At 69.5% G+C, this 19,824-nt stretch carries 18 protein-coding genes and 1 pseudogene; 17 read left to right on the top strand and 2 right to left on the bottom strand.

Annotated elements, in window-relative coordinates; all coding sequences use genetic code 11:
- Window positions 1-9 precede the first annotated feature (9 nt).
- Window positions 10-975 carry a GDP-mannose 4,6-dehydratase gene (gene gmd, locus Q7T67_RS07190; RefSeq protein ID WP_304787492.1) on the bottom strand — a complete coding sequence of 322 codons (966 nt, stop codon included), beginning with the start codon at window positions 973-975 and terminating at the stop codon, window positions 10-12.
- A 129-nt stretch (window positions 976-1,104) separates the two neighbouring features.
- On the opposite strand from gmd, the gene Q7T67_RS07195 reads away from it, so the two are divergent.
- The 17 genes from Q7T67_RS07195 to Q7T67_RS07275 all read left to right on the top strand — a co-directional run bounded on the left by Q7T67_RS07195 (window position 1,105) and on the right by Q7T67_RS07275 (window position 19,427).
- Window positions 1,105-1,983 carry a bifunctional 2-polyprenyl-6-hydroxyphenol methylase/3-demethylubiquinol 3-O-methyltransferase UbiG gene (locus Q7T67_RS07195; protein WP_304787494.1) on the top strand — a complete coding sequence of 293 codons (879 nt, stop codon included), beginning with the start codon at window positions 1,105-1,107 and terminating at the stop codon, window positions 1,981-1,983.
- Between the two features lie 74 nt (window positions 1,984-2,057).
- Window positions 2,058-3,158: a CDP-glucose 4,6-dehydratase gene (gene rfbG / locus Q7T67_RS07200; protein ID WP_304787496.1), complete on the top strand. Its 1,101-nt coding sequence runs from the start codon at window positions 2,058-2,060 to the stop codon at window positions 3,156-3,158.
- Window positions 3,155-3,925 carry a glucose-1-phosphate cytidylyltransferase gene (gene rfbF / locus Q7T67_RS07205; protein WP_304787498.1) on the top strand — a complete coding sequence of 257 codons (771 nt, stop codon included), beginning with the start codon at window positions 3,155-3,157 and terminating at the stop codon, window positions 3,923-3,925. The genes rfbG and rfbF overlap by 4 nt, the downstream gene beginning before the upstream one ends.
- 39 nt (window positions 3,926-3,964) lie before the next feature.
- Window positions 3,965-4,945, top strand: coding sequence for a glycosyltransferase (locus Q7T67_RS07210; protein ID WP_304787500.1), 981 nt, complete (start codon window positions 3,965-3,967; stop codon window positions 4,943-4,945).
- The gene (locus Q7T67_RS07215; RefSeq protein ID WP_304787501.1) at window positions 4,942-6,264 is read left to right on the top strand and encodes a glycosyltransferase; all 1,323 of its coding nucleotides are present in this window, start codon (window positions 4,942-4,944) and stop codon (window positions 6,262-6,264) included. The genes Q7T67_RS07210 and Q7T67_RS07215 overlap by 4 nt, the downstream gene beginning before the upstream one ends.
- 17 nt (window positions 6,265-6,281) lie before the next feature.
- Window positions 6,282-7,190, top strand: a complete 909-nt coding sequence (locus tag Q7T67_RS07220; RefSeq protein ID WP_304787503.1) for a hypothetical protein — start codon at window positions 6,282-6,284, stop codon at window positions 7,188-7,190.
- A 29-nt stretch (window positions 7,191-7,219) separates the two neighbouring features.
- Window positions 7,220-8,716, top strand: coding sequence for a flippase (locus tag Q7T67_RS07225; protein WP_304787505.1), 1,497 nt, complete (start codon window positions 7,220-7,222; stop codon window positions 8,714-8,716).
- Window positions 8,717-8,762: 46 nt separating this feature from the next.
- Window positions 8,763-9,722 carry a glycosyltransferase family 2 protein gene (locus Q7T67_RS07230; protein WP_304787507.1) on the top strand — a complete coding sequence of 320 codons (960 nt, stop codon included), beginning with the start codon at window positions 8,763-8,765 and terminating at the stop codon, window positions 9,720-9,722.
- A complete protein-coding gene (locus tag Q7T67_RS07235; protein ID WP_304787509.1) occupies window positions 9,716-10,696 on the top strand; it encodes a glycosyltransferase family 2 protein in 981 nt (326 codons plus the stop codon). The genes Q7T67_RS07230 and Q7T67_RS07235 overlap by 7 nt, the downstream gene beginning before the upstream one ends.
- A gap of 78 nt (window positions 10,697-10,774) precedes the next feature.
- Window positions 10,775-12,004 (top strand): class I SAM-dependent methyltransferase, encoded by a 1,230-nt coding sequence (locus tag Q7T67_RS07240; protein ID WP_304787511.1) that lies wholly within the window; start codon window positions 10,775-10,777, stop codon window positions 12,002-12,004.
- Window positions 12,001-12,540, top strand: a complete 540-nt coding sequence (locus Q7T67_RS07245; RefSeq protein ID WP_304787514.1) for a dTDP-4-dehydrorhamnose 3,5-epimerase family protein — start codon at window positions 12,001-12,003, stop codon at window positions 12,538-12,540. Before Q7T67_RS07240 ends, Q7T67_RS07245 begins: the two co-directional genes overlap by 4 nt.
- Window positions 12,537-13,457, top strand: a complete 921-nt coding sequence (locus Q7T67_RS07250; protein WP_304787516.1) for an NAD(P)-dependent oxidoreductase — start codon at window positions 12,537-12,539, stop codon at window positions 13,455-13,457. The genes Q7T67_RS07245 and Q7T67_RS07250 overlap by 4 nt, the downstream gene beginning before the upstream one ends.
- A gap of 63 nt (window positions 13,458-13,520) precedes the next feature.
- On the top strand, window positions 13,521-14,078 hold the full coding sequence (gene rfbC / locus Q7T67_RS07255; RefSeq protein ID WP_304787517.1) for a dTDP-4-dehydrorhamnose 3,5-epimerase: 558 nt from the start codon (window positions 13,521-13,523) through the stop codon (window positions 14,076-14,078).
- Window positions 14,079-14,141: 63 nt separating this feature from the next.
- Window positions 14,142-15,878, top strand: coding sequence for a hypothetical protein (locus Q7T67_RS07260; protein ID WP_304787519.1), 1,737 nt, complete (start codon window positions 14,142-14,144; stop codon window positions 15,876-15,878).
- Window positions 15,879-15,964: 86 nt separating this feature from the next.
- On the top strand, window positions 15,965-16,978 hold the full coding sequence (locus Q7T67_RS07265) for a heme A synthase (RefSeq protein WP_304787521.1): 1,014 nt from the start codon (window positions 15,965-15,967) through the stop codon (window positions 16,976-16,978).
- 132 nt (window positions 16,979-17,110) lie between these two features.
- On the top strand, window positions 17,111-18,130 hold the full coding sequence (locus Q7T67_RS07270; RefSeq protein ID WP_304787524.1) for an NAD(P)-dependent oxidoreductase: 1,020 nt from the start codon (window positions 17,111-17,113) through the stop codon (window positions 18,128-18,130).
- Between the two features lie 292 nt (window positions 18,131-18,422).
- Window positions 18,423-19,427: a class I SAM-dependent methyltransferase gene (locus Q7T67_RS07275; RefSeq protein WP_304787526.1), complete on the top strand. Its 1,005-nt coding sequence runs from the start codon at window positions 18,423-18,425 to the stop codon at window positions 19,425-19,427.
- Window positions 19,428-19,444: 17 nt separating this feature from the next.
- On the opposite strand, the pseudogene Q7T67_RS07280 reads toward Q7T67_RS07275, so the two are convergent.
- Window positions 19,445-19,824: pseudogene (locus Q7T67_RS07280) on the bottom strand (hypothetical protein); the annotation flags it as partial.

Genomic DNA, 19,824 nt, shown 5'->3' on the forward strand with positions numbered 1-19,824 from the left:
GGCCCCGCCCTACTTCGAGAGCAGTTCGAGGTCGGCGCGGGTCATGAGGCGGATGAGCTCCTCGAACGAGGTCTCCGGCACCCATCCGAGGTCCTTCTTCGCCTTGGCCGGGTCGCCGATCAGCAGGTCGACCTCGGCCGGCCGCACGAACTGCGGATCGATCCGCACGTAGGGCTCGTAGTCGCCGAGGCCGGCCTCGTCGAAGGCGACCTTCACGCACTCCTCGACGGTGTGGGTCTCGCCGGTGGCGATGACGTAGTCCTCGGCGGTGTCCTGCTGCAGCATCAGCCACATCGCCTCGACGTAGTCCTTCGCGTAGCCCCAGTCGCGCTTGGCGTCGAGGTTGCCCAGCGCCAGCTCCTTGCGCAGGCCGTGCTTGATCGCCGCGGCGTGCCAGGTGATCTTGCGCGTCACGAACTCCAGGCCGCGCCTGGGGGACTCGTGGTTGAAGAGGATCCCCGACGTGGCGTGCAGGTCGTAGGACTCGCGGTAGTTGACGGTGATGAAGTGGCCGTAGACCTTCGCGACCCCGTACGGGGAGCGGGGGTAGAGCGGGGTCTCCTCGGACTGCGGGACCTCGCGGACCTTGCCGAACATCTCCGACGAGGACGCCTGGTAGAAGCGCGCCTCCGGCGCGGCCTCGCGCATCGCCTCCAGCACGCGGGTGACCGACACGCCGGTGAAGTCGGCCGTCAGGGTCGGCTGGACCCAGGAGAGGCCGACGAAGCTCATCGCGGCGAGGTTGTAGATCTCGTCCGGGGCGGACGCGCGGATCGTGTCGACCAAGGAGCGCTGGTCGAGCAGGTCGCCCTGGTGCAGGGTGATCTTGTCGCGCAGGTGCTCGATCCGGTCGAACTTCTCCGTCGATGCGCGACGGACCATCCCGTGCACCTCGTAGCCCTTGTCGAGCAGCAGCTCGGCGAGGTAGGAGCCGTCCTGGCCGGTGATTCCGGTGATGAGGGCGCGCTTCGGCATGGGCGGAAGCCTACGAGAGGACCGAGAACCGCGGATTGAGAACCGCGGATTGGCCGTCGGTTGGGCGCGCCCCGCTTTGCGACGTTTGAGGGGTGAGGCGAGACCGTGGCCCCTCGCTACGATCGCCGCATGCATCCGCAGATGACCTGCGTCTCCTGTGGCGGTTCCCCCGTCAAGGCGTTCGAGGCGACGGACGACTACCTCCGACGGGACGGTGTGGTCTTCACGTACAGCCGCTGCCCGGTCTGCGGGACGTACGCTCTCGTGAACAGGCCCGAGAACCTGGGCGACTATTACGCCGACGACGCGTACTACGACGGGACTGGCGATGCGTCACAGGATCACCTGCGCCGCGGGCTCCTCTCCACCTTCGCCCCGTGGGCAGGTGGCGGTCGCATGTTGGACATCGGCCCGGGGAACGGAGCACTCCTCCGCGAGGCGCGCAATCACGGGTTCACGGACCAATCCGCCGTCGAGCGCGACGCCCGGTCATGCGAGTTGATGCGCGGAGACGGTGTCTCCGTCGTCGAGACCGCGGATCCGGTCGCCGGGCTCGACGGGGTCGAGCCGGCGGACGCGGTGGTCATGGCGCACGTGATTGAGCACGTCGAGGAGCCGATGGAACTCCTGACGGCCGCAGCGTCCAAGGTAAAGCCGGGTGGCGTTCTGGTGGTCGCGACCCCAAACCCGGAATCGCTGTCGTTCAAAGTTTGTCGCTCCCGTTGGCGGCACGTGGACGCCCCGCGGCACCTCTTCCTCCTGCCGCACGCCGTCGTCGCCGACCGTGCGCGGCGGGCCGGACTGGAGAACGTCCGCACTACGACGACCGATCCGTCGGGCCTCGAGTGCAACCGCGGTGCTTGGTGGCCGTGGGCGCTCAACGTGATGCCGACCAAGCGAAGCGGGCACAACCTCGACCGGGTGGTCCGTCGAAGCGCAGGCATTCTCGAGCGTCGCGGACTACGCGGGAGCACGTACACCGCGGTGTTCCGTCGTCCCCCGGCCTGATCCCGGTTGGGGTGGAGGCCCCAAGTGAGGCGCCGGACCCGGCCGGACCCGGACTCGGCGGTAGCCTCCCCGCCGTGTCCGAGTTCGTGAATCCGCCGCAGTTCGGCGCCGTCGCCCCCGCTATGTGGCGCGGGCGCCGCGTCCTCTTGACCGGGCACACCGGTTTCAAGGGCGCGTGGCTGTCGCTGTGGCTGCAGGCGCTGGGCGCGGAGGTCACGGGCTTCAGTAATGGGATCCCGACGGCGCCGTCGCTCTACGCGCTGGCCGACGTCGAGCCGGGCCTGACGAACATCACCGCCGATATCCGCGACCGCGAGGCAGTAACTGCGGCGGTCCGCGACGCGCGGCCGGAGGTCGTGATCCACATGGCTGCGCAGCCGATGGTGCGCCGGTCGTTCGTGAATCCGCACGAGACGTACGAGACGAACGTCATGGGCACCGTCAACGTCCTCGACGCGGTCCGCACGGTCGGCGCGGACACGGTGCGGGCGGTTGTGAACATCACATCGGACAAGGCGTACGACAACCGTGAGCAGGGCCGCCCGTTCGTGGAGGACGACCCGATGGGCGGCCACGATCCTTACTCCAACTCGAAGGGCTGCGCGGAGCTCGTCACCGACGCATTCCGGCGCTCGTACTTCTCCGGCGATGACGTTGGCCCGCGCGTGGCGAGCGTTCGTGCGGGCAACGTCATTGGCGGTGGCGACTGGGGCGAGGACCGTCTGGTGCCCGACGTTATGCGCGCGGTCTCGGCGGGGCGGCCGGTGCCGATCCGCAACCCCACGGCGATCCGGCCGTGGCAGCACGTCCTGAACCCACTCTCCGGTTACCTCGTGGTGGCCCAGAAGATCCTGGCCGGCAACCACGACGCGGCGTCGGGGTGGAACTTTGGGCCCGCGCAAGACGACGCGAAGCCGGTGTCATGGATCGCTGATCGGCTGACGGAGCTCTGGCCCGATGAGCTGGCCTGGGAGATTGATCCGGGCCCCCATCCGCACGAGGCGCAGTTCCTGTCGCTGGACTCAACAAAAGCCCGGGAGGGCCTGGGCTGGCGGCCCCGGTGGGCGCTCGGGCAGACGCTCGAGTCGATCGTGCAGTGGCACCTCGGGCTGCGGGACGGTGCGGACGTCCGTGCACTGACGCTCGAGCAGATCCGTCTATTCTCGGCCGCATGAAGGCCGTGATTCTCGCTGGGGGCCTCGGCTCGCGACTGAGCGAGGAGACCTCCGTGCGTCCGAAGCCGATGGTGGAGATCGGGGGCAAGCCGATGCTCTGGCACATCATGAAGATCTATTCCGCGCACGGGATCAACGACTTCGTGGTGTGTCTGGGCTACAAGGGCTACGTCATCAAGGAGTGGTTCGCGAACTACGCGCTGCACACCTCCGACGTGACGTTCGACCTGCGCACGGGCGAGATGGAGGTCCACCACTCTACGACTGAGCCGTGGCGCGTGACGCTCGTCAACACCGGGGCGAACTCGATGACCGGCGGCCGCCTCGGGCGCGTCCTGCCGTACCTCGACGACGAGGACTTCTGCTTCACCTACGGCGACGGTGTGGCCGACGTCGATCTGACCGCGTTGTTGGCGTTCCACAAGAGCCACGGCAAGCAGGCGACGGTCACCGCGGTGCAGCCCGCCGGCCGCTTCGGCGCGCTGGACATCGACGGCGACGAGGTCAAGTCGTTCGAGGAGAAGCCGCGCGGCGACGGTGCGTGGACCAACGGCGGGTTCTTCGTGCTCTCGCCGAAGGTCGCTTCGTACCTCGAGGGCGACGCGACGGTCTTCGAGCAGGGACCGCTCCGGGGTCTCGCCGCCGACGGCCAGCTCGCGTCGTACAAGCACACGGGTTACTGGCAGGCGATGGACACGCTGCGCGAGAAGCAGATGCTGCAAGAGCTGTGGGACTCCGGCGACGCGCCCTGGCGCGTGTGGTCCTAGGACCGCGGTGACCGATCTGACGGCTGACGACTGTCGCTGATGGGCGTCGGCAGCTCCGCACCTCTCGGCGTCGATGTGGCGATCGTCGCGTATCGCCGCTGGGACCTGACCTCCAGTTGCCTCGACCACCTCGCGAGCCAGACGCGAGAGCACCGCGTCGTGGTGTGCGACAACGGCTGCGACGAGGGCACTGCAGACCTCGTCCGGGAGCACTACCCCGACGTCGAGGTCCTGCGTCTCGAGCGGAACATGCCCTACGCGACTGCCTGCAACCGCGCCGTTGCTCAGGGTGAGCGCGACGTCATCGTGATGATGAACAACGACATCGACGCTCGGCCCGACTTCCTTGAGAGGCTCGTCGCCCCGCTCGAGTCGGATCCGACGGTCGGATCGGTGTCTGGTCTTCTGATCGCGCCCGGCGAGCAGCGTATCGACAGCGTGGGCCTGGTCGCGGACCGAACGCTCTCGGCCTTCCCGCGGTGGGGCGGCGCCCACCCGTCGCAAGCCCGAGCCGATTCGCCCGTCCTGACCGGGCCGGCCGGCGCGGCGGCGGCCTTTCGACGGGCGGCGTGGGACGAGGTCGGCGGCCTCGACCAGCGGATCTTCGCCTACATGGAGGACTTCGACCTCGCCGTGCGGCTGCGCACCGCGGGCTGGGGTGCTGGGGCGGCGCTCGACGCCGTGGCCGTCCACATCGGGTCGGCGACGAACGTGCATCGGTCCGTGAACCAACGTCGCAACGGCGGGTTCGGTCGTGGATACGTCCTCCGTCGGTACGGCTTGCTTCGCACCAGGCTCGCCGCGCAGATCCTGGCGACCGAGGCCATCGTCGTCCTGGCCGATGTGGTCATCTCTCGCGATCTCGCCGCGCTGAAGGGCCGGATCGCTGGGTGGCGGGCCGGGCGGGGACTTCCGCGTCACGCGATGCCGCCGGCGGCGGCGGTCGACGGCACGATCACGTTCAGGGACAGCATGCGCCTGCGTCGTGGCGTCTACTTCCCGGGCCAGGACTCGTCGTGACCGACGTGCGTCCGCGCGTGCTGTTCATCTCCCCCGATGCGGTCGGCAAACAGATGGCCGGGCTCGGTATCCGGTACACGGAACTCGCCGCGACGCTGACGGACATCGCTGACGTCGTCATCGCGACCGGTGCCCCCGAGCGCGACGCCTCGGTCCTGGCTTCCGGGGCCCGGGTCGTCGGCTACGAGCCCCACGCCGCGGACGCTCTGCGCGAGTGGATCGCCTGGGCGCACACCATCGTTACGCCCCCGCAGTGGCCGGTCGTCACGCGGTGGTTGCGCCGTTCGGGCAAGCGGGTCGTCTTCGATCTCTACGACCCCGAAACGTTGGAGACCCTTGAACTCTTCTCGCGGGGCCGCCCCGGGATCCGTCGCCTGATGGTCGCGCTCACGCTCGACCGGCTCCACGACGCGCTGCGGACGGGGCACCACTTCATGTGCGCCAGCGAGGCCCAGAGGGACCTCTGGACGGGCGTCCTGCTCGGCGGACGTGCCCTGGGGCCGAAGACCTACGACGCGGACCGCAGCCTGCGATCGGTCATCGATCTGGTGCCTTTCGGGCTTCCCTCGACCCCCCCGACGGTGTCGGGCGGGGGCGGCCCGCGTGCAGCCTTCCCGCAGATCGCCCCTGATGACGAGATCGTGCTCTGGAACGGCGGGATCTGGCCGTGGCTAGACGCTCCGACTGCCGTTCGCGCGATGGCCCGTGTGGCGCAGGCTCGGCCCGGCGTTCGCTTGGTCTTCATGGGGCGCGGGTCCGGCTTTGCAGGGCAGGCCGCCGTCGAGGAGGCGCAGGCCGTAGCTCGCGCGGCGGGCGTGCTCGACAGCACGGTGCTGTTCTCGGATAGATGGGTGCCCTACGCCGAGCGGTCCGACTGGCTCCTTGCCGCCGACTGCGGGATCGCGACCGCCGGAGACCACCTCGAGACGCGCTATGCCTTTCGGACACGGATGCTTGACTGCTTCTGGGCGGGATTGCCCGTTGTCTGCACCGCCGGGGACGATCTGGCCGCGCGAGTGGGACGGGACGGCCTCGGCGCGGTCTCCCCGGTCGGGGACGACGAGTCGCTCGCGATGGCGATCGTCGGGGTGCTGGAGCGCGGACGCGTCGGTCACGGGCCCGCGCTGGCCGAGGCCGCGCGTGACTACGCCTGGCCCGTCGTAAGCACACCGTTGCGGCGGTGGGTGCTCGGGCCCAAACCGCGGCTTAGTCCCGCCCGGACCGCGGTACGACTGCCAGGGCACCTCGGGCGCGAGGTCGCCTACCGAGCGGTGCGGGCGAGCCTGGCCAGGCTGCGAATCGACTGGCCTTCCCTGTGACTCCGCGAATTGCCGTCGTGCACCTGGTCCGCAAAGGCAACGGCGTAGCGCCGTTCGAACGGTTCATGGCGTCCTACAACGCGCACCCGGCGGGCGCTGAGCACGATCTCGTTCTGCTCTTCAAGGGGTACGAGGGGGGGGAGAACGAGCTTCTTGCGCACCTTGACCGTGCGCCTGAGATGACGAAGCACCTCGTGGTTGGGGACAACGGGTTCGACCTCACGGCCTACCGCCAGGCCGCCGACCGCCTCCCGCATGAAAGAGCCTGCTTCCTGAACTCGTTCAGTCGGGTTCTGCACCCGGGGTGGCTCGGGCTTCTGGCCGACGCATTCGATGACCCGTCCGTCGGCCTGGCGGGCGCCACGGGGTCCTGGGAGAGCACCGTCTCGCTCGGTCTGCGCCAGCTCGGCGACAGCCTCTCGTACCCCGGGGCGTTCGCCACCCGCGCCGCGCTCTTGGATGAGCTGCGGCACGAGTCCGGTGACTCGGCGCCAAATCCCATTCTCGAATGGCTCTTCGTTGCGAAGGAGACTGTCCGCAGCGCCCGCGAGTTCAGACGTTTCCCGTCTGCGCACCTGCGCACCAATGCGTTCCTCATCGAACGCGAACGTTTTCTCGGCGTACCGATGCCTGCTCTGTCGACCAAGCGCGACGCGCTGGTTTTTGAGAACGGACGGCGTGGACTCACCGCTACCGTCCGCGCGCAGGGCCTGCGATCGGTCGTAGTCGACCGTACGGGAGTGGCACGCGGCGAGGCTGACTGGGCGGAAGGGAACGTGTTCTGGCAGGACGACCAACAGGATTTGCTCGTCGCCGATAACCAGACAGACGCGTACGATGCCGCGGGCGCCCGGGTCCGCGCGCTGCGCTCCCGCAAAGCCTGGGGGGCGTCCGCCCGCGGCGTTGCTACCCCCTCCTTTCCATGATGACCCTCTCGAGAACTGCGGCCTGATCCGTGTCCAGCGGACCCATTCCGCCCGGCGTCTTCGAGACCGCTGGTCCGGCCCCTGACCTGATCGACAGCGACGAAGCGGGTGGTGCTGCGCTTCGTGGCGGTGCACTGCGGACCGTGGGGTTCGCGGCGGGGCTGATGTTGTCGCTGGTCTCGGCACCGCTCGTCATCCGCCACCTCGGCGACGCCGAGTTCGGTCGGTACTCCGCAGTGCTCGCGGTGGTGGCGATCGTCGGTGGACTCACGGAGGGTGGTGTGAACACCGTCGCGCTTCGAGAGCTCGCTGTGGCGCGGGATCGGGATCAGCGGGATCGCCTGATGGGCGACCTGCTCGGGCTCCGTCTCGTGCTAACTGCCACCGGCGTCATCCTCGCCGTCGGGTTCGCGGTGATTGCCGGATACGGGCCCTCACTGGTCGCCGGCACGGCGCTCGCCGGGCTCGGTCTTATCGGGGCGCTCGCGCAGTCCCTCCTGGCGTCCGTACTACAGAGTCAGCTCCGCTTCGGCTGGGCCACGATCATCGATCTCTTGCGGCAGATCGTCACGACCGGCCTGATCGTGGTCCTCGTCATCGGCGACGCCGGGGTCGTTCCGTTCCTGGCGGTGTCTATTCCTGCCGGGCTTGCGTCGCTTGCGGTGACCATCGTCCTCATCCGCGGGAGTATCAGCCTGCGCCCAGCTTTCCATCCGAACCGTTGGCTCCCGTTGTTGCGAGACACGGCCGTCTTCGCGGTCGCCGTGGCCGTCAACACGCTGTACTTCCGTATCACCCTGGTCCTCATGTCGGTGGTGGCAGCGGCAGTTGAGACTGGGTATTTCGCGGTGTCTTTCCGCGTGATGGAGGTCCTTGTGAACCTCCCTGCGATCCTGCTCGGAGCCGCCTTCCCGATCATCTCGCGCACGGTCTGGACGGACCGCCCGCGGTTTGAGCAGACGACGGCCCGCATGTTCACGCTCGCGTTGATGCTCGGAACCCTGATCTCGGTCGCGCTGGTGCTTGGTGCCCCGTTTGCGATCGAGGTGCTCGCCGGTTCGCAGGGCCACCCGTCGACGGCCGTCCTCCAGATTCAGGCGGCGGGGATCATCGCGACGTTCCTCGCGTCGGCCACGGGCTATCCGCTGCTGAGCCTGCACCGCAACAAAGAGACCCTGGCTGCCAACCTCGTGTGTCTCGCAACGGCGATCGCGCTGACGCTCGCGCTCACCCCGACCTGGGGCGCGAAGGGGGCCGCGGTGTCCGCCGTCAGCGCAGAGTTCTTCCTCGCCGCGGTCACGACGTTCGCCCTGGTCCGTCGCGGGGGGGTGCGTGTTCCGCTGATCGAGGTGCCGATCGTGCTACTCGCCGGTCTGGCGGCGCTCGGGGTCGGTCTGGCGGTCGGCATCCATCCAGCTGTCCAGGCCGCGGTGGGGAGCCTCGCTTTCCTCCTCATACTGCAGCTCACAGGGCGCTTCCCGGCCGAGGTGCGGGAACTCCTCGCCCGGCGCGTTCCGGGGCGCTGACGACGCGCATCGACTCTCGACGCCAGCCCTGGGCTACGGTTCGCCCATGCACGCGCCACGCGCATCCGCGGTCGTCTTGAGCTACGACGGCCGCGACCTTCTGGAGTCGTTTCTCCCTTCGGTGCTTGCCCAGGACTACGGCGACTTCGAGGTCGTCGTGGTTGACAACGGGTCGACCGACGGATCCGTGGGCATGTTGCGGGAACGATGGCCCGAGGTGCGGATCGTCGCGCTCCCCGAGAACGTCGGGGTCACCGCTGCGCTGAACGCCATGGTTCGCGCAGGGGAGGGCGAGTACGTCGCACTGCTCAACAACGACGTCGAGCTCGAGCCGTCCTGGCTGCGCATCCTCGTCGGCGTGATGGACCGTCGTCCGGAGCTGGCGTCCTCGGCTGGAAAGCTTCTCCAGCACCGCAACCGAGGGCGGATTGACCGCGTCGGCGACGAGGTTCGTTGGTCCAGCGCCTGTTTCGGGCGTGGCAGTGGGGACCTCGACAGCGGGCAGTTCGAGACCGGTGAGGAAGTCTTCACGGTCGGCGGCGCAGCCGCCGTCTACCGCAGGTCAGCGTTTGCGCGGGTCGGGCCGTTTGACGATGATTTTTTCGCGTACGTCGAAGACGTCGACTGGGGCTTTCGGGCCCGTCTCGCGGGGTACGCCGCTTGGTACGAGCCGACGGCCGTCGGCTACCACCTGGGAGGCGGCACGCTCGGCGGCATCAACCCCTTCTCTCTCTACCACCTGCGTCGCAACCAGCTCTGGTTGGTCCTCAAGAACTACCCTGCCGCGAGTCTTCTGCGCCACGGGCCTTCGGTACTTCTGTTCAACCTCGCTGGCCTCGGGATGGCGGTGCGGCGGCGGCAGGTGGGCCTTGTCCTAAAGGCGTACCGTGATGCTTTGCGTGGCGTTCGCCCGGCCCTGCGCAAGCGCCGCACCATTCAGCGGAGCCGCACTGTCGGTTCGCGCGAGCTGGAGCGGTTCATCGAGCGAGCGGGTCGACCGTGGTGAGCGCGCAGCGGCTGCCCACGCCGGAGCGTCCGCGGGTGGTGGTGACGGTCGCCACTTTCAACGGACGGCATCTGTTGGAGACCTTCCTGCCGTCCGTCGAGCAGCAGACGTTTCGTGAATTCCGCGTCGTGGTCGTCGACGACGCGTCGTCCGACGACACCGTCGAATGGCTGACGCATGTTTGGCCGGACGTCGAGATAGTCGGGCTTGAACAGAACGGCGGGGTCACCAGAGCATTCAACGTCGGTATTCGCGCAGCCTGGGACGGCGAGATGATCGGGCTGTTCAACAACGACATGGAGCTCGCGCCCGAGTGCCTCCAGCAGTTGGTGGACGCTCTCGATCAGTACCCCGGTGCGGGTTCGGTCGGCGCAAAGCTCCTGAACTACTACGAGCGCGATGTCATCGATGGTGCGGGAGACCTCTTCGACTGGGCCGGCACGGGTACTCGCCGCGGTCACGGAGAGCAGGACACCGGTCAGTACGACGAGGCGCGTGAGATCTTCGGCGCTTGTGCCGGGGCTGCGCTCTACCGTCGAACTGCCTTCGAGCAGGTTGGCCTCTTCGATGAGCGGTTCTATGCTTTCTTCGAGGATGTTGACTGGAGTCTGCGGGCCCAACTTGCGGGGCGTCCGGCAAGGTACGCGCCGTCGGCCGTCGCGTTCCACATGGGCAGCGCGACGCTCGGTCGTGGGATGACGGACTTCACCCGCTACCAGCTGACTCGTAACTCGTTGTGGATTCTGGCGAAGGACTACCCGGTGTCGGCGCTAGTCCGGCATAGCCCACGGATCCTGTATGTCCAGGCGGCAGCCTTCGTCGTGGCCGTTCGAGGGCGGCAGTTGAGGGTGTGGATGCGGGCGACACGGGATGCGTTCAGGGCGTTGCCAGCGGTACTGCGGGACCGACGCGAGGTGCAGCGCACCCGGACCGCGCCGCTGCGGGAGGTCGAAGAGATCGTGGCGGCCCGCTGACAGGACGCTCCTAGCAATCCGCTGGGGCCGCGGCGACGGCGGATCGCCCGCCGAGCCCGCCGGTTAGCATGCCGAGCGATGCCCGCTCCCTGCCGGTTCTGCGCCACTCCAGTCGAGCACACGTTCTCTGACCTCGGGATGTCCCCGATGGCGAACAGCTACCTGACGCCCGAGCAGGGCAACGCGATGGAGCCGTTCTACCCGCTGCACGCGCTGGTCTGCACGAAGTGCAAGCTCGTCCAGCTGGAGGAGTTCCAGTCCGGCGAGGAGATCTTCTCCGACTACGCGTACTTCTCGTCGTACTCGACGTCGTGGCTGGAGCATTGCAAGCGCTACACCGGCGAGATGACCGAGCGTTGGGGTCTCGACGGGTCGAGCAAGGTCGTTGAGATCGCGTCCAACGACGGCTACCTGCTGCAGTACTTCCAGGAGCGTGACGTGCCGGTCCTGGGCGTCGAGCCGGCCGCGAACGTCGCGAGGGTCGCGGAGGAGAAGGGCGTCCCGACGGTCGTCAAGTTCTTCGGCGTCGACACGGCCACCGAGCTGGCCCAGGACGGCAAGGCCGACCTGCTGCTGGGCAACAACGTGATGGCCCACGTTCCGGACCTCAACGACTTCGTCGGCGGCATGAAGGTGTTGCTGAAGGACGACGGCGTCATCACGGTCGAGTTCCCGCACCTGCTGAAGCTCGTCGAGCTGAACCAGTGGGACACGATCTACCACGAGCACTTCTGCTACTTCTCGTTCCTCGTGGTGAGCCGGGTATTCGAGGCCCATGGTCTGCGCCTGTTCGACGTGGAGGAGCTCCCGACGCACGGAGGCTCGCTGCGCATCTACGGCTGCCACCAGGACGACCCGAGCAAGCCCGAAACGGACCGCGCGAACGAGCTCGTCCAGCGCGAGATCGACCTCGGCTACGACGACATCGAGTTCTACGCCGCGTACGCCCGCCGGGTCGAGGCGGAGAAGCGCGACATTGTCGAGTTCCTCACGCAGCTCAAGCGCGACGGCAAGCGGATCATCGGCTACGGCGCGCCGGCGAAGGGCAACACGCTCCTGAACTACTGCGGCATCCGTGGTGACTTCCTCGACTACACGGTCGACTTGAACCCGCACAAGCAGGACCAGCTGCTGCCCGGCACGCACATCCCAATCCGCTCGCCCGACGTGATCAAGGACGACAAGCCCGACGTCGTATTCATCCTTCCGTGGAACCTGAAGGACGAGATCGTCGAGCAGCTCGCGTATATCCGCGAGTGGGGCGGCCAGTTCGCCGTCCGCGCCCCCGAGATCCAGCTCATCCCGTGAGGCTCGACCCGACGCCCCTCGCGGGGGCGTTCGTTGTCGAGCAGGAGCGTCGCGCCGACGAGCGCGGCTACTTCGCCCGCACCTTCGACGCTGAGGTCTTCGCTGCTGCAGGCGGCGACGGCCGGGTCGCGCAGTGCAACACGTCCTTCAACACGAGGGCCGGCACGCTGCGCGGCATGCACTTCCAGGCTGCGCCCTACGGCGAGGCCAAGCTCGTGCGCTGTACCCGCGGCGCGATCTTCGATGTGCTGATCGACCTGCGCGACGACTCGATGACCCGCCTGCAGTGGTTCGGAGCCGAGCTCAGCCAGGACAACGGCCGAGGTCTGTTCATCCCCGATGGCTTCGCCCACGGGTTCCAGACGTTGACCGATGATGCTGAGGTCAGCTACCAGATGAGCGTGCCGTTCCAGGACGGCGCGGGGCGCGGCGTCCGCTGGGACGACCCGGCGTTCGGCGTCCAGTGGCCCGATGCTCCGGTCGGCGGACGCACGATCAGCGAGCGCGACGCGGCGTACTCCGACTTCGCGACATGAGGCGCGTCCTTGTCACCGGCGCGACGGGGTTCGTCGGGCGCCACGCGCTGGGCGCCCTCGTGTCGCGGGGGTACGAGGTCCATGCGGTTTCGTCGAAGGGGCCGACGGACGACAGCCCCGAGGGCGTCGTGTGGCACGTCGCCGACCTACTCGACCCGGTCGCTGGCCCCGCGCTCGTCTCCGAGGTCGCACCGACGGACCTGCTGCACCTCGCCTGGTACGCCGAGCCCGGCGCGTTCTGGGGGTCGCCGGAGAATCTGCGCTGGGTGGCCGCGTCGCTGGCCCTGCTGCGGGCGTTCGCGGACGCCGGGGGAACGCGCGCGGTGCTCGCCGGTACCTGCGCGGAATACGCGTGGGAGAACGAGACGCACTGCGTCGAGGGTTCGACGCCGCTCAAGCCCGCGACGCTCTACGGTGCCGCGAAGCACGGACTGCACGTCGTCGCCGAGGCGTTCGCAGCGGACGCCGGCATCAGTCTCGCGTGGGGTCGCATCTTCTTCCTCTTTGGGCCGCACGAGGACTCACGGCGTCTCGTGAGCTCTGTCGCGCGGGCGGTCATCGGTGGGAAGCGTGCCGAGACGTCGCACGGCGAGCAGGTGCGGGATTTCCTCTACGCCCCGGACTTGGCTGACGCCTTTGCCGCGCTCCTCGCGAGCGAGGTGACGGGCGCCGTCAATGTAGCCTCTGGCGAGCCGGTGGCGATCCGCGATGTCGTGCAGGCAATCGGGGACTCCGCGGGCCACCCGGAGCTGCTCGCAATCGGTGCACGTCCTACCAACTCGAGCGAGCCCGCCGTTCTCACCGCGGACGTGTTTCGTCTATGCGACGAGGTTGGCTGGACTCCGCCGGCGACGCGCGAAGACCGGGTGTCGACCACCGTCGAGTGGTGGCTCACGACACTGGGCGAGACGGCCTGACGGCCGGCATCCACGCCGCAGGGCTCCACGGCAGATGGTGTACCGCCGCTAACGTTCGCAGCGATGGAGATCCGCGAAACGACCTTGCCGGACGCGAAGCTCGTGGTCCCGCGGGTGTTCCCCGACGACCGGGGCTTCTTCGCCGAGACGTTCCGCGAGAGCGCCTTGGCCGACGCGGGCATCCACGACCGGTGGATCCAGGACAACCACTCGCGCTCGAGCTTCGGCGTCGTCCGCGGCCTCCACTTCCAGATCGGCGAGGGCTGCGCCAAGCTCGTGCGCTGCGGCCGCGGCCACATCTGGGACGTGATCGTCGACCTCCGCAAGGGCTCGCCGACCTACGGCAAGTGGGAGGGCTTCGATCTGACCGACGAGAACATGCACGCCCTGTACGTCCCCGTCGGCTTCGCCCACGGGTTCGCCGTGAAGAGCGAGATCGCCGACGTGCTCTACAAGCAGACGGGGTACTACTCCGGCGACGTCGAGCGGGGCATCGCCTACGACGACCCCGACGTCGGGGTGCAGTGGCCGCTGACGGCAGACGAGATCCAGGTGTCGGAGCGGGACGCGACCGGGCCCCGCCTGGCGACGGTGGCGGACACGCTGTCGTTCGTGTACTGATGACGCACCCCTGAGCTCTTCACCTGGGGGGCGAACTCCACGAACTGGCGTCCTCTACCAGACATGACAGATTCTTCGAGACGCTCCTTCGGCCCGGTCCTCGTCGTCGCGGCCAGCCTGTTCGGGCTCGCCACCGCCCGGGACGCCGCTGCTGGCGAATACGAGGTGTGGTCCTGCCGCGCACCGGATGGGACCCCGAGAGCAGCCGGGCTCGCCGGAGGCGCCGGGACCGGAGGCTGGAGGGTCGCGCTGACCTCGGGCAACAACAGCAACGGCAACACCGCCGAGGACAATTGCGCGGCGGGCGGGGCCCTGACCGCCATCGCGGCGCGGCAGTTCCCACAGAGCGGCACCTCGGGCATCGCGTGGCGCTTCGAGGCCCCGTCCTCGACCGTGATCTCCCGGTACGCCCTCACCGTCGACGGATACGTCCGGCCGCCGACCCAGCCCGATGAGCACTTCGGCGATGTCGCAGTTCGTAGAGACGAACAGGTCGATGCGTCACCCGACGGTCGGTGGCTCGGCTCGTTCTACCCGGGCATATTCGGCCCGCAGATGGTGAACTACGAGGGTGGCGGTTCCACCGGTGTTTCGCTCAGCGCCGGATGTTCCGGCTATGCAGGACGGACGTGGACCTGTGCCGCCGACAACGCCAACGGTGTTGCATCGGTGAATCTGCGGAACGCGCGTTTCACGCTGTCCGACCGGGACGCTCCAGCCGTCACCTCCGTATCGGGCGACGCCCAGACGGACTCGCTCTGGGCAGGTTCGACCGGCATCTCCGTCGGCGCGAGCGACGTCGGCGGCGGGGTCTACCGCCTGGGCGTCGAGGTCGACGGGCAGATCCGCAGCTGGCAGTACCTGGCCGCCGCGCCGTGCCGACCGTGGGCCGGCACCGAGCGGACGTTCCTGTCGCCGAAGCCGTGCCCGTCGACGGTCGGTGGGGTGCAGCAGATCTCCACCACCGATCTGCCCGACGGCGTCCACACCGTGCGGGTGCTCGTCGAGGACGCCGCCGGCAATCAGACGACGGCATACGGACCGGTGACCAAGACGCTGCGCCGCACCGCCGACGGCACGCCGGGCTCCCCCGGGGCCGCCGGCGCGGGATCCCCCGCGGGCGGGTCGGCCGCGGACCCCGGGCCGCTGAACGGCTCCCCCGCCGTGTCCGACGCCCGGATCCGCGCCCGCTGGACCGGCCGCGAAGGCATCACGCGCAGCATCAGGTTCAACCAGCGCCCCAAGCTCGACGGCCAGCTCACGACGCCCGCAGGTCAGCCGATCAAGGACGCCTTCGTGCGCGTCACCATCAAGCGCGACGCCCGGAACTCGCCGTCCTTCGCGCGTGACTCCCTCCGGACGGACAAGAACGGGCGGTTCGGCTGGACGTTGCCGACCGGGGTCTCGTCTCGCGCGATCCTGCTGAGCTACCACCAGCGCGTGAACGACACGAAGGCCGTGGCGACGACGCGGTTGAACCTGCGCGTCACCGCGGCGGTCCGGCTGACGCTCAGCCGGAAGACCGCGCGCAAGGGGCAGGCGGTCCGCCTGCGGGGCAAGGTGCTCGGACGGCCCATGCCGAAGACCGGGAAGCTCGTCGAGCTCCAGGCTCGCAACCCCGGGCGGAAGTGGATCACCTTCCGGACGGTGCGCAGTAGGAAGAGCGGATCGTTCTCCGCGACCTACCGGTTCCGCAACGGCGGTCCCGCGCGGTTCCAGATGCGGGCCCGGGTCCGGAAGACCGGGGATTACCCCTACGCGACGGGCTCCTCGGCCGTCCGGTCGATCCGGATCCGCTGACGGCCCGGGGGAGGCGGTCGCAGTCCTCTCTCGGCGCCCACCGAGGGAGGACCGTCCGGCGCCCCGATCCGCCATCCTTTGACGGGATGGTCACCGCCGCTCCTGCCTCGACCCAGGGTCCTCGCCGCGCGCAGTGCCTCCGGCGCCGGTTCGTCAGCAGTCCACAGCGGATGCTGCTCGCCGCGCGCCTGACGCTGATCGCCAACGTCGGGATCATGTTGAGCGGTGCGCTGGTGCGCGTCACCGGCTCCGGGCTGGGCTGCTCGGACTGGCCGCGGTGCAGCACCGAGAGCATCGTGCCCAACCAGGCACACGCTCCCACGATCATCGAGTTCGGCAACCGGATGCTGACCTTCGCCGTCAGCGCCACCGCGATCTTCGCGATCTTCTGTGCGCTGACGATGGCCGTGTACCGGCGGGACCTGTTCTGGATCTCCGTCGGCCTTCTCGGCGGCGTATTCGCCCAGGCCGTGATCGGCGGGATCAGCGTCCTGGCGGACCTGGACTGGGTCTTCATCAGCGCGCACTACATGGTGTCGTTGCTGCTGCTCGTCGTCCCGTCGGCCGTCCTCACCTGGAAGGCCGGGAAGGACACGAAGGCCCCGCGCACGCACCTGGCGGCCGACAAGCTCACCGCCCGCACCGTCTTCGCCCTGCTGCCGCTCGGCGCCGTCGCGCTCTGGGCCGGCACGCTCGCCACCGCGGCCGGCCCGAACAGCGGCGGTGAGGGGACCGGGGACGTCGTCCGGCGCTTCGACGTCCACGGCACCGGCACGCTGGAGTGGATCGTCCACCGCCACGGGGCGCTCTCCGCGATCTTCGGCCTGCTGATCATCGCCGCCTGGGGCGTGGCGAAGTGGCGCAAGGCCGGCGAGCGGTTGACGCTCACCCTGACCCTCGCCGGCATGCTCGTCGCCGTCCAGGGCATGCTCGGGCTGATCCAGTACGGCCTCGAGCTGCCCGGGGAGCTCGTCTGGGTGCACGTGACCCTCGCGACGCTGACCTGGACGACGGTCGTCTGGGCTTGGCTCGTCGCCGGGTCCGCCAAGCGGTTCACGACCTCGCGGGCCGCGTCGCCGTCGGCCGTCGCGGCCGACTGACCGCGGCACGACGGCTCGTCGACGGGGCTCGGAGGGCACTGTCGCCGCGCCGGTCGGGTGCGCTCTCAGCACGGGTAGAGGTCCGCTGGGCGTCGCGCGGCACCACCGAGCGGACCTGCGAGGATCCGCGTGATGAGCCGGTTCGGGGAGTCCATGCGCGGTCGCTCGGTGTTCGTCACCGGCGCCTCGGGAATGCTCGGTTCATGGCTCGTCCGCGCACTGCTGGACCGCGGAGCGACCGTCACCGTCCTGCGTCGCGACGAGGTTCGCGCGTCGATGCTGACGCTCGACGGACTCGAGGCCCGCTGCACCGTCGTCCGCGGCGACCTGCTCACGCCCGGTCTCGTGGAGCGCGCGATTGGCGAGCACGAGTGCGACACGGTCTTCCACCTGGCCGCGCAGACGATAGTGGGCACGGCCAACCGCTCGCCCGTCCCGACGTTCGAGGCGAACATCCGCGGCACCTGGCTCCTGATGGACGCCTGTCGGACCCATGACGTCCGCCGGGTTGTAGTTGCTGCGTCCGACACGGTCTACGGGGTCTACGACGAACTGCCCTACCGCGAAGACTTCGCGTTTCGGGCGCGCTTCCCCTACGACGTGTCGAAAGCAGCGACCGACCTCATCGCCCGCTCGTACTGGCACACGTACGGCGTGCCGGTGGCGATCACCCGACTGGCCAACATCTACGGCGGAGGTGACCTCAACCGCTCCCGCCTGCTGCCCGAGGCGATCGCCGCCGTCCTTCGCGGCCGTGCCCCGATCATCCGCTCCGACGGGTCGCCCGAGCGCGACTTCCTCTACGTGGAGGACGCCGCCGACGCGTACCTCGCCATCTGCGACGCGCTCGACGCCGATGAGGGCTGCGTCCCGGGTGCGGTCACCCGTGCACGTGGCGAGGCGTTCAACGCCGGGGGCGGGCGGCCCCACAGCGTCCGATCGATCATCGACGCGGTCGTCCGTGTCTCCGGGCACGACCTGACCCCCGACGTGCGGGGCACCGGCACGCCGTCCGGCGAGATCGACCGCAAGTACGGGGACTCCTCGAAGCTGCGCGACCGTACCGGGTGGGAACCGCGCGTCGGCCTGGACGAGGGCGTGGAGCGGACGATCGCCTGGTACCGCGAGCACCTCGACGCGCTGCCGACGTGATGCCGACGTCGCGTCCGGCCTAGCCGTACGCGGCGGTCAGGCGCGGGAAGCGTCGCTCGAGGTCGCGCCGGTCCGCCGGTGCACCACGGTCATCGACGGGGCGGACCAGTCCTCCCACTCCTCCCCCCCCGGCGTCCAGACCATCCACGTCCGCCAGGGAGTCGGGGTCCGCCAGCGCGCTCTCGAACACGAAGCAGTGGAGGCCGCGGACGGACCTTCCCGGCCCGCTCGGCACCGGGACTGCGCGTTCCACTGACCGCGACCGGCACGCACTGCCGATAGCGTGGCCGCCGTGCGTGAGTCCCTCCTGCCCGTCCTCCGTTGTCCTCGCTGCCTCGGCGAGGGCACCTTCCGGCTCGACGCCCGCGAGCGCGACGCCCGCGAGGTGCGGGAGGGGACGCTGGCCTGCTCCTCGTGCGACCTGGAGCGGCCGGTGCGCCGCGGCATCGTCGACCTGTTGACGGACCCACCGGGGTTCGTCGAGCGGGAGGCCGACGGGCTCGAGCGGTTCGCCGAGGTGATGCGCGCCGACGGGTGGGACGCGGAGAAGATCCTCGCCCTGCCCGACGTCGACCTGGGCTACTGGAACGCCCAGGCCAACGCGATGGAGCGGATGCTCGCCGACGTGCCGCTGCATCCCGGCCAGCGGATCCTCGACGTCGGCTCCAACACCTGCTGGGCGAGCAGCCGGTTCGCCCGCGAGGGTCTCGACGTCGTCGCGCTGGACATCGCCGACAACGACCTGCAGGGGCTGGGCGCCGGCGACATCCACTTCGAGGGCCGCGGCATCTTCTTCGAGCGGCTCCTGTCGGTGATGTACGCCCCCGCGCTTGCGAGCGGCAGCTTCGACCACGTCTTCTGCTGCGAGGTCCTGCACCACAACGACCGCGCCAACCTCGACGTGACGCTGCGCGAGATGTTCCGGCTGCTCAAGCCGGGCGGGCGCCTGACGGTCGTCAACGAGCCGATGCGGTTCCCGCTGCGCCCCAAGCTCGACCACGCCGAGGAGGTCGCGCAGTTCGAGGGCAACGAGCACGTCTACGTGATGCACCAGTACATCCGGGCCGCCCGGGCGGCCGGGTTCACGGTGCGGCTCCCGAAGCTGCGCGACGCCCTCGACGCGCCGTTTGACCGGTCGTTCGTGCCGCCCGGACGGCTCGGTCCGCTGAAGAAGGCGCTCCGCGACGGTCCGGGCGGCTCCGTGCTGCTGAAGGCCAAGCGCGCCGCGCGCTTCTGGTGGATCAACGCGATCCGCGGCGACGCGAACCTGACGCTCTACTGCGTCAAGCCTCGCTGAGCGGCGGTCGCGGCAGGTCAGCCGGCGGCGAGGACCGCGAGGCCGATCGGCACCGCGGCGATGAGGTGCGCGAGCGCCAGGCCCGCGATCGCCTGTCGGCGGGCGGCCCCGGGGGACGCACCGTCCTGCACGGCGGTGCGTGCCCAGGAGGCGAGGACCACGCCGCCGACGGAGCCGGAGACCGCAGCCCCGACGACGAGCGCCACCCCGGCGGGAAGGCCGGGGAGCAGGGCGAGCGCGAGGGCCGAGACCGCAGCGGCACCCGCCGCGACCGCGGCGACCAGCTCGCGGAGCGTCGCACGGCTCTCCGGGCCGACCCGGCCGTGGTGGGCGCCGGAGCGGGCGCGGGAGGGCGCCCGCGGCGGCCCGAGGACGGGACGGGCGCGCTGCGCGCCGG

The organism is Patulibacter sp. (assembly GCF_030655195.1).
Classification (GTDB): Bacteria; Actinomycetota; Thermoleophilia; order Solirubrobacterales; family Solirubrobacteraceae; genus Patulibacter.